This is a genomic window from Psychrobacillus sp. NEAU-3TGS (assembly GCF_029955155.1).
Lineage (GTDB): Bacteria > Bacillota > Bacilli > Bacillales_A > Planococcaceae > Psychrobacillus.
This window is the reverse complement of record NZ_JAPNOZ010000006.1, coordinates 104,014-118,843: the sequence shown is the minus strand read 5'-3', so window position 1 is coordinate 118,843 and position 14,830 is coordinate 104,014. Positions and strand designations below refer to the sequence as shown.

At 36.4% G+C, this 14,830-nt stretch carries 14 protein-coding genes; 13 read left to right on the top strand and 1 reads right to left on the bottom strand.

Translation table 11 applies throughout. From position 1 onward, the window contains the following. Positions 1-340: 340 nt before the first annotated feature. Together OR571_RS05350 and OR571_RS05345 are read left to right on the top strand one after the other, a co-directional pair. Entirely contained in the window at positions 341-730 is a 390-nt protein-coding gene (locus OR571_RS05350; RefSeq protein WP_282241831.1) for a hypothetical protein, read from the top strand. Between the two features lie 67 nt (positions 731-797). After that, on the top strand, positions 798-968 hold the full coding sequence (locus tag OR571_RS05345) for a hypothetical protein (protein ID WP_282241828.1): 171 nt from the start codon (positions 798-800) through the stop codon (positions 966-968). Positions 969-1,110: 142 nt separating this feature from the next. On the opposite strand, the gene OR571_RS05340 is transcribed toward OR571_RS05345, so the two are convergent. Continuing rightward, positions 1,111-1,980: a LysR family transcriptional regulator gene (locus OR571_RS05340; protein ID WP_282242063.1), complete on the bottom strand. Its 870-nt coding sequence runs from the start codon at positions 1,978-1,980 to the stop codon at positions 1,111-1,113. Positions 1,981-2,099: 119 nt separating this feature from the next. Between OR571_RS05340 and OR571_RS05335 the strand changes: the two genes are divergently transcribed. The 11 genes from OR571_RS05335 (at position 2,100) to OR571_RS05285 (ending at position 14,794) form a co-directional block, all read left to right on the top strand. After that, a complete protein-coding gene (locus OR571_RS05335; RefSeq protein WP_282241827.1) occupies positions 2,100-2,981 on the top strand; it encodes a DMT family transporter in 882 nt (293 codons plus the stop codon). A 213-nt stretch (positions 2,982-3,194) separates the two neighbouring features. Then, on the top strand, positions 3,195-3,530 hold the full coding sequence (locus OR571_RS05330; RefSeq protein ID WP_282241826.1) for a hypothetical protein: 336 nt from the start codon (positions 3,195-3,197) through the stop codon (positions 3,528-3,530). 146 nt (positions 3,531-3,676) lie between these two features. After that, on the top strand, positions 3,677-5,065 hold the full coding sequence (locus OR571_RS05325) for an aminotransferase-like domain-containing protein (protein ID WP_282242062.1): 1,389 nt from the start codon (positions 3,677-3,679) through the stop codon (positions 5,063-5,065). A gap of 239 nt (positions 5,066-5,304) precedes the next feature. Further along, entirely contained in the window at positions 5,305-6,525 is a 1,221-nt protein-coding gene (locus OR571_RS05320) for an aminotransferase-like domain-containing protein (RefSeq protein ID WP_282241825.1), read from the top strand. Positions 6,526-6,613: 88 nt separating this feature from the next. Then, entirely contained in the window at positions 6,614-7,933 is a 1,320-nt protein-coding gene (locus OR571_RS05315; RefSeq protein WP_282241824.1) for an MFS transporter, read from the top strand. Positions 7,934-8,052: 119 nt separating this feature from the next. After that, positions 8,053-8,283, top strand: a complete 231-nt coding sequence (locus tag OR571_RS05310; RefSeq protein ID WP_282241823.1) for a glutaredoxin family protein — start codon at positions 8,053-8,055, stop codon at positions 8,281-8,283. A 157-nt stretch (positions 8,284-8,440) separates the two neighbouring features. Next, positions 8,441-9,538 carry a flavin monoamine oxidase family protein gene (locus OR571_RS05305; RefSeq protein WP_282241822.1) on the top strand — a complete coding sequence of 366 codons (1,098 nt, stop codon included), beginning with the start codon at positions 8,441-8,443 and terminating at the stop codon, positions 9,536-9,538. A gap of 334 nt (positions 9,539-9,872) precedes the next feature. After that, entirely contained in the window at positions 9,873-11,012 is a 1,140-nt protein-coding gene (locus OR571_RS05300; protein WP_481900363.1) for a YibE/F family protein, read from the top strand. Next, positions 11,009-11,782: a YibE/F family protein gene (locus OR571_RS05295; protein ID WP_282241821.1), complete on the top strand. Its 774-nt coding sequence runs from the start codon at positions 11,009-11,011 to the stop codon at positions 11,780-11,782. Before OR571_RS05300 ends, OR571_RS05295 begins: the two co-directional genes overlap by 4 nt. A gap of 240 nt (positions 11,783-12,022) precedes the next feature. Next, the gene (sstT, locus tag OR571_RS05290; RefSeq protein ID WP_282241820.1) at positions 12,023-13,264 is read left to right on the top strand and encodes a serine/threonine transporter SstT; all 1,242 of its coding nucleotides are present in this window, start codon (positions 12,023-12,025) and stop codon (positions 13,262-13,264) included. Positions 13,265-13,615: 351 nt separating this feature from the next. Further along, positions 13,616-14,794 (top strand): NupC/NupG family nucleoside CNT transporter, encoded by a 1,179-nt coding sequence (locus tag OR571_RS05285; protein ID WP_282241819.1) that lies wholly within the window; start codon positions 13,616-13,618, stop codon positions 14,792-14,794. Positions 14,795-14,830: the final 36 nt, after the last annotated feature.

Below are 14,830 nucleotides of genomic sequence, written 5' to 3'. Positions count from 1 at the left end.
TATTCGATGTTACTTAAATGAAATAAATAGTTCAATCAGTTGGTATCTTTAACTAAACAAAACAAATAAAAAGCTGCCAGAGAGGATTCTGACAGCTTTGATTTGTTTTATAGCTTCAATACTTCTCGCTTCACTTTTTCCATAATCCATTTTGACTAAAAATATCATGAGAAGTTTAAAAACAGCTATCTATGTGGGAACTAAGAGGTAGCCATCATATGAAAAATATGGTTGAAGAAAAAACTCAGAATAGTCTAGTAGACAGGGGCGCTAAAGTAATTTTCATGTTATGCTTGCTTTTTAACATAACAAAATATTAATAAAAGGAGAACGTGATATTATGAAAAACATACTAAAAATGATTGCTGCCACAATGATGCTAATCTCATTGAATTATGCTTCTTGTGGGTCAGCAAGTGCTGCTTCAACTTCAAAAGTTATGTGGGATAATATGGAACTGAAAAAAGGTCAAATTGGGCGAGTTACTATCTTAAAAGAAACTATTTTAATGCATATAGGTAAAGATCCTTCGGTTGAGGGAGGGGCAGTCCGTGCTTTGAAACCAGGGGAAGTGTATCGAGTCTACTCAACTAAAACGCCAGATGGGTATGTACCCATGTATGCGGTAGGTGGTGAGTATTACATTATACAAAATAGTACTTTAAATGGTGTACATGTAAAATACGAAACACCGTCCAAAGCAAAACTCGCTTTACTTAACAAGAAATAGTCACCATTAGGTGGCTATTTTATTGTGTCTCGAATGATACAAATATGTAAATCAATAATAAGAGGTGATGGTCATAAAATGCGGAGCAAAGTGCTTCACAGTTCAAGCAGATATTAATGGCGAATTGCAAACAATACCTGTGACAGCAAGGACATCTGTTCAAGCCCGGAAAGTTGTACGTCTACAGTATGGGGATCAGTTAAAAATTATTGCAGTGAAGGTCGAAACAGTGAAATAAAGATTATATATTGATGCGTTTTTACTAGAAAAGCAGGGGCCAGTGACGATATATTTGATTGATTGAAGCACCAACATCCATTGGTCTATGTATTGTACTCAAAAGTTGTTTTTCATATATTCCTTATTATTCTAAAGATTTCTTATTTTCTCCTACGAAAGGATAAATATTCTAAAAATCGGTTAGCGGCAAGTGAAAGTGATTTTTGTTCTCTCATCCCAATACCGATATTTCGGTAAGCAGGCACTTCCAGCTCTTTTGTGATTATTTGGTATGGAATACGCTGTAAAATCAATTCTGGTAATATGCTGATTCCTAGTCCGTTTTCTACCATCGACATAATGGCATAGTCATCCCAAGTCGTAAAATGAATTTGTGGTGTGATTTCGTGTTGCGCAAAAATCTCGGAGATCTCCGCTTTTGCTCCCTTTTCCAATAGCATAAATGGACTGTTCGATAACTCTTTTATTGGAAACTTATCGCAATCCGCGAGAGGATGATCTTCGGGAATTACTACTAACAAACGGTCTTGCTCCACAAAAATAGTTTCCATTTCCCCTTTTGTCGGAAGTCGTAAAAATCCAAAGTCGACCCGCCCTTCGATAATCCAGTTTTCGATTTCTGTATAATCCCCCAATAATAATTCAAAATCAATCCCCGGATAATCTTTCCTAAAAATTTTAATGATGTTAGGTAACCAATGTGTTGCTACGCTTGAAAAGGTTCCAATCCGAATGATTCCAGTTTGTATATCGTGTAAATCCTCAATCTGCATCAATAGCATTTCATGTTCGTTACAGACTCGTTTTAACTGAGGTAATAACTTTAAGCCATCGGACGTTAGAGTGATACCTCCGCGTCCTCTTTCAAATAGTAAAATTCCCCACTCTGCTTCTAAATCGTTAATCATTCGACTGATCCCAGACTGCGTATAGTTTAAATCTTGAGCAGCTCTTGTAAAGCTTCCATATTCAACGGCTTTCACAAAGGCCATATACTTTTGGATATTCATATTACTCACTTCTTCCATGCTATTTTGTTATGTAAAACATGACAAACATTTGATTTTGGAATACTTGTTAATATGCTAATCTACTACTACTGGAAAATCAAGTTGGAAAGAGGGCGCGTATGAAATCTAAAATTCAGTTTATATTATCGATGATAATTTTTGGCACCATTGGTGTAGTAGTTCGGTACATTGATCTATCGGCAAGTGAAAGAGCTTTACTAAGTAGTTTTTTAGGATGTTTATTTTTGCTACTAATCTTCATCCTAATGAAGAAAAAAATAGTCTGGACTGCAGTAAAATCGAATGCATTATTTTTAATTCTTTCCAGTATTGCATTAGGAGGAAATTGGATTTTTCTTTATCAATCATACGACCATACGACACTTGCCAATGCAACACTAGGTTATTACTTTGCTCCTGTATTTGTAATGATTCTTTCACCACTTGTACTTCGGGAACCATTATCCGTGAAAAAAATTGTGTGTATTCTCGTTGCAATTATAGGAATGGTATTAATTGTGGGGGAAGGGTTGAGTGCACCCAATTCAGAGGATCTTCTTGGACTTTCATTTGGATTAATCGCTGCTGCATTTTATGCGGCGTTATTGCTTTTAAATAAATTTATTAAAGAGATAGGGAAGTTAGAGTTGACCATTATTCAGCTTGGAACAACTTCTTTACTATTACTGCCGTATGTTTTATTAACGGAAGGCTTTGGTATTTTTTCATTATCCAGTTCTGCGATTCCTTTTATCTTCCTATTAGGGATTGTCAATACAGGTATTGGATTTCTGTTGTTTTTCTCTGGTATGGAAAATTTAAAAGGGCAAAGCATTGCAATGCTAAGTTATGTAGATCCGTTTGTAGCTATCATGATTTCTGCACTTATTCTGCAAGAGCAAATGACAATAGTTCAAATATTCGGTGGTGTATTGTTACTAGGCTCCACATTTATTAGCGAAATAGGATTCATTCGCTTTTCCAAACAAGTTATAAAGTGAATAGCGATAGACAATAATTTTAAATTTCTTCTTTAGATTTAGAAATGGTATAAAACAAAGAAAAGATATAGACATACGGGAGGATAAAATGAAAATTCTACCAGCAAAAGAACTTTTTCTACAAGGAAAATGAATCAGCGATATTGTTTTTACATTCTTACACAAGTCATACACGTGATATGAAAAATTTAGCTGAATATCTCAACGAACGTATTGTTTGCACATGTTGGAATCTTTGCATTAAAATTAGCCCAAGAGAACCCAATTGAACGACTCGTTGTAATGTATGTCCCGAAAGAGCGGACACCAGAAAGATTAAAACAACGCCTCGGTGATTATGCAAAAGGATACAAGCAGCTCGAAGTGAAAACAACTGAGGAGATTATAAATGAACTGTTGTCTTTTCAGGAAATGTCCTTACATTCATTTGAGCTATTCCAACAGTTTATTCATCATACAATGGGGCAGAATTCTCTTATTACCTCTCCAATAGCAGTCTATTATGGAAATAAGGACGACTCTTTGTATGAAAAAGCGCAAATTTTATAGTCCATAATGTCTCTTCAGTTAAAAAGAGAATAAAAGCTTTTCCAAATTCTACGCATTTAATGACTTTAGGGAAAGACAAGGATTCAATTTATGAAGAAGTGTTTTCTTTTTTAGTATAGAATAATTATAAAAAAGGGTTGAGTATGATGCCGGTTAATTCTTTTGAAGATTATCCGATGAGCTGGAAGCCATCGATTGATAAAACTAAAAAGCCGATTTATCAAGTACTCGCGGACCAATTGGAGCAGGATATATTAAATGGAGTTTTACTACCGGGAACCAAACTTCCTCCGCAGCGAGAACTAGCCGATTATTTGGATTTAAATTTGAGTACCATTTCAAAAGCATTTAAAGAGTGTGTGTTAAAGGGCTTGTTAAGTACATCTGTCGGAAGTGGCACCTTTGTATCGTATGATGCGTTATCGAATGCATATTTACTGGAAGATGCGAAGCCGAAGCATCTAATTGAAATGGGAGCCACACTCCCAGATAATGCTTCTTTCGAGCCACTATTCCTCCAGTTGAAAAGTATGCTACAAGAGACAGATTACGAAAAATGGTTTAGTTATGGCCGAGCAGGAGAAAGCCTTTGGCAAAAGGATGCGGCTATAAAGCTAATTCGAAGGGGTGGGTTTGAAACAACGGTTGATCACATTTTATTTGCAAACGGGGGACAAAATGCAATGGCTGCCACATTGGCTAGTCTTTGTCAGCCAGGAGATCGCATCGGTGTTGATCAACATACTTACCCGGGATTGAAAACAGCTGCAGCGATGCTTAGTGTGAAAATAGTACCGATAAAATCAGAGAATAATGAAATGAGTCCAGCAGCCTTTGAATATGCTTGTAAAAATGAGCATATTAAAGGGATTTTCTTAATACCAGATTATCATAATCCGACAGCTAGCTGTATGTCTGTAGAAAATCGAAGAAAGATTGCTTCAATTGCCAAAAAGTATAATCAGTTCATTATTGAAGATGCTACGTATCATCTCCATAACAAAAAACCACTTCCGGCAATCGCATCCTTTGCACCGGAACGAGTCATACATATTGCAAGTTTATCCAAATCAATAGCTCCGGGGTTACGACTGGCCTATGTAGCGGTGCCAAGTCAATTTAAGGAGCTAATTTCAAAGGCACTTTATAATTTAAATATATCAGTATCCCCATTACTAGCAGAATTAGCAGCACGTACTATAGTATCTAATCAGTTTGAGGTCTTAATTGAACGGCATCGGGAAGAAACAATTCGCAGAAACCAAGTCGTCAATCGATATTTGGAGAACTATACATGTTTTGGTCATGATGCTGGCATCTTTCGATGGCTGTTATTACCAGGCATTATCACAGGGGCTGAGTTTGAAAAGTTAGCCGCCGAGCGCGGGGTACAAGTATATGCGGCTGAACGTTTTGTAGTTGGAAACAGTAGCCCAGAACGCGCTGTAAGGGTTGCTGTATGCGCACCAGAATCACTCGAAGAGCTTGAGCAAGGACTGACTATACTTAAATGTTTACTAAACGATCTTATTTAATATTGAGTAACTTTGGTAGGCATTTTTCAAATACATGTAAAACAAACTTTGTATTTATAATCGGAATTTTATGATAATATTGTCCGCCATACAATTTTAATGTTGTATGGCTTTTTTGTGCATGTTATCATGATTCAAATCTAGTAGGCGTATTAAAAGATAAAGGTGGTTAACTGGTCATTTATTCTTTGGAAAAAAAAGTAGCTATCCATATAATCATAAAAAAGGAAGGTTTATAAATGGAAAACAAGTTTGCAAGTAGAACGCATTTAATAAAATCCTCGGAGACTCGTGAAATATTGAAAGTAACCGCAAGACCTGAAGTTATCTCTTTTGCGGGAGGACTCCCTGCTCCAGAGTTATTTCCTGTAGAAGCTCTAAAGGAAGTATGCAATGCCGTTTTAAATGAAGAAGGAGCGGCTTCTCTTCAATATAGTACAACTGAAGGATACATCCCTTTAAGAAATGCTATTTGTGAGATGATGATAGATAATGGTATCAACTCCACGATTGAAAATATTCTTATAACATCCGGATCCCAGCAAGCAATCGACCTTACCGGAAGATTATTCCTTGATGAGGGAGATACTATTATTTGTGAAAGCCCAACCTATCTTGCAGCGATTAACGTATTCAAGTCATATAATGCTAAATTTGTAGAAGTTGATATGGATGAAGATGGCATGATGATGGAAGAGTTAGAGAAAAAACTGCAGGAACATCCAAACACAAAATTTATCTATACCATTCCGGATTTCCAAAACCCCACAGGCCGGACTTTAAAACTGGAAAGACGAAAAAGAATGATTGAGCTTGCCAATCAATATGATGTACTGATTATAGAGGATAATCCGTATGGCGCTATTAGATTTGCTGGAGAGGAACTTCCCCCTTTGAAACATTTCGATGCGGAAGGAAGAGTAATCTATTTAAGCACTTTCTCTAAAATCTTTGCCCCTGGTCTTCGTCTTGGATGGATTTGTGCAGATGAATCCCTAATTGATAAGTATGTTGCCCTAAAACAAATTGCCGATTTACATACAGACAGTTTTGCTCAAAGAATTACAGCTAAATATATGGAACTATTCCATATCGAAGATCACATTCATAACATAAAAGCTGTTTATAAAGAAAGATGTGCAACTATGCTCTCTTGTATCGAAGAACTTTTTCCCGCAAATATTTCTTATAGTAAGCCAGAAGGAGGATTATTTATATGGGTTGAGCTTCCTGAGGGGCTGGATGCAGCGCATATATTTTCAGAGTGCTTAAGAAATAATGTCGCCTGTGTTCCCGGAACTCCTTTTTTTCCAAACGGTACAGATAAAAATACATTACGCCTAAATTACTCCAATATGTCGAACGAGAAAATTAGGGAAGGTATGAAGCGTATGGGAGAAGTATTGCATCGTGAATTAGAAAAAGAAACAACCCTTCTTGATTCCAAGCTGACTGTCTGACCGGGAATAAAATTAAGGTCAAAGACGAAGTGGTACAAAACTAAATGTTTATGCTTTTAAACTAAATTGGAGGAAGAAGGTATTCACTATGGTTAGTAAAATGAAAGACACAGCAGAAACGTACATAAATGATCCAGAAAAACAAAAACAATTATATAAAAGAACATTACTTATTATAGTTATATCCCAAATGTTCGGGGGAGCAGGACTGGCTGCCGGAATAACAGTTGGAGCATTGCTTGCAGAACAAATGCTTGGTACGGGTGCATTTGCCGGTATTCCTGCTGCTTTATTTACGTTAGGATCAGCTGGGGCAGCATTAGTAGTAGGAAGACTTTCTAATCATTATGGAAGACGCAGGGGTCTCTCCACAGGATTTATAGTAGGTGGACTTGGAGCAATAGGTGTTGTAATTGCCGCTGTCTTAAACAGTGTGATTTTATTATTCGCTTCCCTGCTCGTATATGGGGCAGGTACTGCTACAAATTTACAAGCACGTTATGCTGGTACAGATTTAGCAACGAAAAAACAGCGGGGAACTGCGGTTAGTATAGCCATGGTTTCCACGACACTTGGTGCAGTTGCAGGTCCAAATTTAGTCGAAGTGATGGGAAGTGTGGCTCACTCTATCGGTGTTCCAGAACTCGCAGGTCCCTTCATTTTATCCGCAGCCGCATTTATATCCGCAGGGATTTTTCTATTTATTTTTTTACGTCCTGACCCGTTCAAGATTGCTTTACAAATAAATGCACAAAAAGAAAATATGGAAACTAGTGAAGTTCCGGAACAGAATCCACTAAATAAAAAAGGAATTGCAGTTGGAGCTATCATTATGGTACTTAGTCAAATTGTGATGATTTCCATTATGACGATGACGCCGATTCATATGGGACATCATGGTCACGCTCTAGGGGCAATCGGGCTTGTTATTGGTTTCCACGTCGGTGCGATGTACTTACCTTCCCTTGTAACAGGAATTCTTGTTGATAAGATTGGTCGACCCGTCATGGCGATTGCTTCGGGAGTAACATTGCTCCTTGCAGGAATTGTAGCATCGATAGCACCAGGAGATTCTGTATTTTTCATGATTCTTGCCCTATCTTTACTCGGAATAGGATGGAATTTTGGATTAATAAGTGGTACAGCTTTAATAATTGATTCGACTGAGCCTGCGACACGTGCCAAAACGCAAGGTACAGTGGATGTTTTTATAGCTTTAGCAGGATCCGCAGGCGGTGCAATGTCGGGTATGGTGGTTGCTGGTTCCAGTTATGAAATGTTATCACTTGCTGGTGGGATTTTATCCTTAATCCTTATTCCCATCGTTGTATGTTCTATTGGCAGTAAAAATAAACAGAAGCAGTATTTAAAGGAGTCTCCTTTTAAAAATAAAGGGATAAAGACTTAGAGGGAGTTTGAGCTTTTGGCAAGGTGGTAAACAGATAAAAAGCTGATTTTTGTATTTGTAATACTAGTTTGGCTTTTAGGTGAAAGTACAGTACTAATATGAAAGAGGAGGATTTTTTGATGAATCAAATTAAAGTCTATACAACTAATACTTGTCCATATTGTACAATGATGAAAAATTTCTTAAACGAGAAGGAACTTCCTTTTGAAGAAGTAAACGTCCAGGAAGATCCGATTGCTGCAGACCGTTTAGTAAAAATGACAGGTGAAATGGGAGTACCACAAACTGAAATAAATGGTCAATGGATACTAGGATTTGATCCGGAAAAAGTAATGCAGCTAGTTAAGTAAACTAAAAATTACTAATATCCTTAGCTGTTTAGTAAAAGTTATAAGAGAAAAGAGGGTAGCGTTAGTTCTTCCTCTTTTCTCTTTTTAATGATAAAAGGAATAGCTGTTTCGTAAGTATTTTTAGACAGCTTACATATGATTGAAAAGAGGAAAGAAAATGAAAAATCCCATAGTCATTGTTGGAGCTGGTTTAAGTGGGCTTCGAGTTGCATCTCTACTCACTGCACAGGGAATCGAATGTAAGGTGCTAGAGGCTAGAGATAGGATTGGCGGTAGGGTCTTGAGTACTTCTGTTCCAAACAAACCTGAATTAGGCAAATTTGACCTTGGACCAACCTGGTTTTGGCCACGGTATGAGAGCACGATTACCAATCTCGTTAAAGAATTGAATTTAGAAAGTTTGGTCCAGTATACAAAAGGGGCAATGCTTTCAGAACGATCTCCAAACGAAGCGCCAGAGCATTTTGTGCTTCCCGAAAATGCTGATGCAAGGTCGATTCGATTAATAGGAGGGGTTCAATCTCTTATTAATGCTGTAGCAAAGACTATACCTTCAGAAACGGTCGAGTTAGAAACACGAGTTACAGCAATCCGACTAGATAACAATTCTCTTATAGTAGAAGCAAATACTGCTGATGGAAAGAGAAAAAAATTTTCAGCAAGTGCTATTATCCTAGCATTGCCACCTAGGATTGTAGCTCATCAAATTGAATTTTCGCCCTCTCTCCCGCCAAATCTAAATACTGATCTACTAAGCAAACCCACTTGGATGGGAGGGCAGGCTAAGGTAATTGCAGTTTATGACCGTCCTTTTTGGAGGGAAGCTGGGTTATCTGGTTTCGCAACAAGCTGGGTAGGACCCTTGCAAGAAATCCATGATGCTTCTCCTCATACAGGGGCTGGTGCATTGTTTGGTTTTTTCGGATTACCTGCAAGAATGCGCCGAACAATGGGTAAGGATGAAATTTTAAAATTAGTTATAGACCAATTGGTTAGGCTCTTTGGACCCTCGGCTCAACAGGTAAGGGCTATCCTTTATAAGGATTGGGCTCAGGATACTGAGACGACTGTCGAGGAAGATCTAGATCCACTTAGAGATTTTCCGATTTATGGTCAACCACCAAATGCAGGAATTTGGGAAAAGAAAATTTATTTTGCTGGAACTGAGACTAATTCACAATTTGGCGGTCATCTGGAAGGTGCACTTCAATCAGCTGAACAGGCAGTTGCTGAGATTATTCAGTTAAAGAACTAGCCGTAATGATACATTTTGTACTGGTCTAAAAAAATAAAACAAACAACAACACCTTTCGTTGAAAGTGGGTATACAATACCTAAATTATCAACGTGAAGGTGTTTTTTTCTATAGGGTAAAAAATACTTCTAATAAAAACAGAACTATAAGAAATATTATATTGGCAACAATAATTTGGTAATATACTACAATAGGAATTTGCTCTTATCTTCTAATCCATACTTAAAAGAGTAGCAGTTTTTATAATAGTCGTTTTCATATAATTTCCAAATGATATTCTATAGAGCTATACTGAAATTATAATATTGAAACATTTTTTAGCGGAGGTCCTTGAATGAATTTGGTTGGAAGTATATATAAAAAGATGAGCTCCAAAGATAAAGTAATTATTGCCATAGTTCTATGTTGTTTTATAGGTTCTGTTATTTTTGTTTTTAATAATTATTCCTTTTATGACAAACCTATAGCAAAGATTGTCCATACCAATATAGAAGATGTGGTCAAAGTAAGTGATATAAATGGTAATGAAGATACTTTATATACACAGCATATAATTGCAAAATTATTAAATGGAGAAGAAAAAGGAAAGGAGATTCATTTAACAAATGAATACTCCCAATCCAAAGCCTATGATCATGAGTTTCAAATTGGAAATGAGTTATTTGTTAAAATCGATCAAAGTGATAAAAAGGATGTAGATTTAACGGGAACAATTCAAGAGGTCAAACGGGATAAGTATTTGTTGCTGATTGGATGGGTATTTATCATTGTCTTACTGATTGTCGGCAAAAAGCAGGGGCTATTCTCGTTTATTAGTTTAGTATTTAATGCCATTCTTTTATCATATGCACTAGATGTCTATATTCATAATTCCAGTCAAAGTCTCTTATGGATTTGTGGAATAAGTGTTATTTTGTTTACGGTCATTTCATTGTTGCTTGCGAATGGTTTAAATGAGAAAACATATGCAGCTATTATCGCGACCTTGCTTGGAACTTTTGTATCTCTATTGATTACATACCTTGTTCTGTTGGTTACTGGAGAAAAGGGACTGCGTTATGAGGAAATGCAGTTTATTACTCGACCGTATCGCATGGTATTTATGGCGGGATTATTCCTTGGCTCTTTAGGGGCTGTAATGGATGTAGCTATAACTATGTCTTCCTCGATTTTTGGATTATATGAGAAAAATAACTATATATCCGTAAAAGCACTCATTAAATCAGGAATGGAAATCGGAAAAGATATTATGGGCACGATGACAAATATTTTGTTTTTTGCTTATGTAAGTGGTTCGATTCCAACGCTTATTCTCTATTTTAAAAATGCTTCTCCATTTGGTTATACGATTTCCTTAACTCTTTCACTGGAATTGGCTCGTGCGTTAGCGGGAGGTATAGGAATTGTGTTGACCATTCCGATAGGTCTGTATACTACCTTATTTTTCGTGAATAGAAAGAGGGCAAAACTATGAATGTATTAGTGTTATTGGGAGGTATCTTGTTACTATTAATGACCATTATCGGCGGCAGAAAAGGGGTAAGGTCTTTTTTTGCTTTGTTTTTCAACTTTGCTGTCATTATAATAACAGTTATTTTGCTATGTTCCCCGGATATTAATCCAGTAATTGTAACTTTATTCGCATGTGTAGTGATTAGTTGCATCAATCTTTTCTATATTAATGGAGTGAATAGCAAAACAAAAACAGCTTTTCTGTCCACGATTATTTGTATTGTTATCTTACTTTTATTTATTATCTTCGTAACGAATAAGTCAATGATACAAGGATTTGGCGAAGAAGAAATAGGGGAGCTTGGAGCGTTTTCCTTATTAGTCGAAGTAGATTTTGTGAAAATTGCAGTGTCAGTGATTATTATGAGTACAATTGGGGCGATTACGGATACGGCAATAGCAGTTTCCTCTCCTATGCGGGAAATCCATTATCATCATCCGGACATTAGTCGAAAAGAGTTATTCCTCTCTGGATTGTCTATTGCAAGAGATATATTAGGAACTAGTGCAAATACACTGTTTTTTGCGTTCTTTGGAGGATATTTAGCATTGCTCATATGGTTTAAAGATTTATCGTATTCCGTTGGGGATATCGTCAATTCGAAGATTTTCAGTGCCGAAATAATCACGATCCTTTGTGCAGGAATTGGTGTAACATTGGTTATTCCTATAACGACATGGATTACAGCTTATTTTTTTGTGAGGAACAAAGAAACAAATGAAAAAGTATGATAAAAAGGTTCATTACTATATATTTTCTAACCTTCAAATAATTATTTGGAGGTTTTCTTATTTGATAGACAGCACCAATTAGAATAAGCAAAAAATAACAATATAACATTCGAAAAATTTGTGTTAAAATAAAATATCAGTCTATTTAATGATAAAATAAGTACATATTATTTCAACTGGGGAGAAGTGATTGTACTCTTTTATAATAGATGTATGAAGAATATGTTGGGGGATAGTAGGATGAAAAATTTATTAATTAAATGGAACCAAATTAGCCTTGTAAAAAGGATTGTAGTCGGTATTATAATCGGTGTTATCTTAGCATTAACCCTTCCTAATGCCGCAAGTGGGGTCACGATTCTTGGCTCTTTATTTGTTGGTGCATTAAAGGCAGTTGCACCAGTACTAGTATTATTCTTAGTGATGCACGCCATTGCTGGACATAAAAGCGGTAAGAAAACGAATATGAAGTCAATTCTGTTTCTTTATTTGCTTGGTACATTCCTAGCAGGTGCTGTAGCTGTAGTTGCAAGCTTTATATTCCCAGTTACATTAACATTAACAACAGGTGCAGAAGATCTTGCACCACCAGAAGGTATTGTGGAAGTTGTTCAAACATTATTATTTAACTTAGTTGCTAATCCGGTTGATGCTATTATAAATGCAAACTATCTAGGTATACTAACGTGGGCAGTTGTACTTGGACTTGCCTTAAAGAGTGCAAGCCAAAATACGAAAGACATGTTAGGTAGTTTTTCAGATGCAATAACGAAAGTAGTACAATGGGTGATCAATTTAGCGCCACTTGGTATTTTGGGGCTTGTATTTGATGCAATTGTTACAAGTGGGCTTTCTGCTTTAGTTGAATATGGTAGATTGATTTTGATTTTAGTAGGATGTATGTTGTTTATCGCACTTGTCGTGCATCCATTACTCGTGTTCATCTATACGCGAAAAAATCCTTACCCTCTAGTTTTCATGGTTTTACGAGAAAGTGGTATTACGGCATTCTTTACTCGTAGCTCTGCTGCAAATATTCCAGTAAATATGAAATTATGTGAAAAACTTGGCTTAGATGAAGATACGTATGCAGTATCCATTCCTCTAGGTGCTACTATTAATATGGCTGGAGCAGCCGTTACAATTGCTGTTCTAACACTTGCAACAGTAAATACGCTAGGTATTGAAGTCGATTTTGTAACTGCTCTTCTGCTTTCCGTTGTAGCAGCTATTTCTGCAGCGGGTGCATCAGGTGTTGCGGGAGGATCTCTATTACTTATCCCTTTAGCTTGTAGCTTATTTGGAGTTCCAGCTGATATTGCTATGCAAGTTGTAGGGGTAGGTTTTATCATTGGTGTTATTCAAGATTCTTGTGAAACTGCACTGAATTCTTCTTCTGACGTATTGTTCACAGCAGCGGCTGAAGAAGCTAAAGTACGTAAAGAAAACAAAGTTGGTAAAGCATCTCCTGTTAATTCTTAAAAAGTACAGCCATAAAAGCTATAAAAGCTACTATTACCGAAGATAATTCGGTGATGGTGGCTTTTTGTTTTAATAGGAGAAAGTTGAGGTAAATAAAGACTAGTCCTCTAAATAGTGGTGAAACCGAAAAAAGTCACAAAGACATAAATTACGATAATGGAATCGAATATATGTTTATTTCACTTTGTTTCTTCTATATAGATTGACCATAATCTTCCAATACTTCTTTTGAAATCGGTAACATTTTATAAATAGTATTTGGACATAATGAGTAATAAATGTATACTTAGTAAGGAAGTTTAATGGTCAGACGTTTGACCTTCTAATAATACTATTTTGTGGAGGCATTAAATGAACTATTTAATCTCAATCTTAGGCTTAATTGTTGTGCTGGCTCTTGCCTGGGTTGCAAGTAATAATCGCAAAGGAATAAAAATTAGACCAATTATCCAAATGCTTGTTATTCAAGTAATATTAACTTACTTATTACTGAATACGAAATTTGGATTGATACTTATTAAAGGAATAGCCGCTGGTTTTGAAAAATTACTTGAATTTGCAAATGAAGGAATCAATTTTGTATTTGGTGGACTTGCGAATGAAGGACAAGCTCCTTTCTTCTTAACAGCTCTACTTCCTATTGTATTCATCTCCGTTCTGATAGGAATTCTACAACATATTAAAGTGCTTCCTTTCATTATGAAATGGTTGGGCTGGATCATCAGTAAAGTTAATGGCATGGGTAAATTAGAATCATACAACGGAGTAGCATCTGCTATTGTTGGACAATCTGAAGTTTTCATTACGGTGAAAAAACAGCTTGGTCATCTATCTCCTCAACGTCTATATACACTTTCAGCGTCAGCGATGTCTACTGTATCGATGTCTATTGTAGGAGCATACATGACGATGATTGAGCCGAGATATGTCGTAACGGCAATCGTGATTAATTTATTTGGAGGATTTATCATTGCTTCCATCATCAATCCATACACTGTAACCGAAGAAGAGGATCTCCTGGTTATCCAATCTGAAAAACAAAGCTTCTTTGAAATGTTGGGCGAGTATATTTTAGATGGATTTAAGGTTGTCATCATAGTTGCGGCGATGTTAATTGGATTCGTTGCATTAATGGCGGGGGTAAATACCTTATTTGATGTAATATTTGGAATCTCGTTCCAAGAAATTATGGGATTTGTTTTTGCTCCATTCGCTATTTTAATGGGTATTCCTGTTTCAGAATCAGTAACAGCGGGAGGTATCATGGCTACCAAATTAGTGACAAACGAATTTGTAGCAATGCTCTCATTAAATGAATTAGCGTCAGGCTTAAGTGAGCGATCAATCGGAATCCTTTCTGTTTTTCTTGTTTCCTTTGCAAACTTCTCTTCCATTGGAATTATTTCCGGTGCAGTAAAAGGTCTTCATGAAAAACAAGGTAACGTTGTAGCGCGAATGGGCTTGAAGCTTTTATACGGAGCAACATTAGTAAGTGTATTATCAGCAGTTATTGTAAGCTTTATCCTATAATCTTAACAAAGAAGATTCGCTATTCGTAGTGGATCT

What these genes read in the sequence shown, in the direction of transcription:
- OR571_RS05350 (WP_282241831.1), top strand. Translation starts at nt 341, where the DNA reads ATGAAAAACATACTAAAAATGATTGCTGCCACAATGATGCTAATCTCA.
- OR571_RS05345 (WP_282241828.1), top strand. Translation starts at nt 798, where the DNA reads ATGGTCATAAAATGCGGAGCAAAGTGCTTCACAGTTCAAGCAGATATT.
- OR571_RS05340 (WP_282242063.1), bottom strand. Translation starts at nt 1,980, where the DNA reads ATGAATATCCAAAAGTATATGGCCTTTGTGAAAGCCGTTGAATATGGA.
- OR571_RS05335 (WP_282241827.1), top strand. Translation starts at nt 2,100, where the DNA reads ATGAAATCTAAAATTCAGTTTATATTATCGATGATAATTTTTGGCACC.
- OR571_RS05325 (WP_282242062.1), top strand. Translation starts at nt 3,677, where the DNA reads ATGCCGGTTAATTCTTTTGAAGATTATCCGATGAGCTGGAAGCCATCG.
- OR571_RS05320 (WP_282241825.1), top strand. Translation starts at nt 5,305, where the DNA reads ATGGAAAACAAGTTTGCAAGTAGAACGCATTTAATAAAATCCTCGGAG.
- OR571_RS05315 (WP_282241824.1), top strand. Translation starts at nt 6,614, where the DNA reads ATGGTTAGTAAAATGAAAGACACAGCAGAAACGTACATAAATGATCCA.
- OR571_RS05310 (WP_282241823.1), top strand. Translation starts at nt 8,053, where the DNA reads ATGAATCAAATTAAAGTCTATACAACTAATACTTGTCCATATTGTACA.
- OR571_RS05305 (WP_282241822.1), top strand. Translation starts at nt 8,441, where the DNA reads ATGAAAAATCCCATAGTCATTGTTGGAGCTGGTTTAAGTGGGCTTCGA.
- OR571_RS05300 (WP_481900363.1), top strand. Translation starts at nt 9,873, where the DNA reads ATGAATTTGGTTGGAAGTATATATAAAAAGATGAGCTCCAAAGATAAA.
- OR571_RS05295 (WP_282241821.1), top strand. Translation starts at nt 11,009, where the DNA reads ATGAATGTATTAGTGTTATTGGGAGGTATCTTGTTACTATTAATGACC.
- sstT (WP_282241820.1), top strand. Translation starts at nt 12,023, where the DNA reads ATGAAAAATTTATTAATTAAATGGAACCAAATTAGCCTTGTAAAAAGG.
- OR571_RS05285 (WP_282241819.1), top strand. Translation starts at nt 13,616, where the DNA reads ATGAACTATTTAATCTCAATCTTAGGCTTAATTGTTGTGCTGGCTCTT.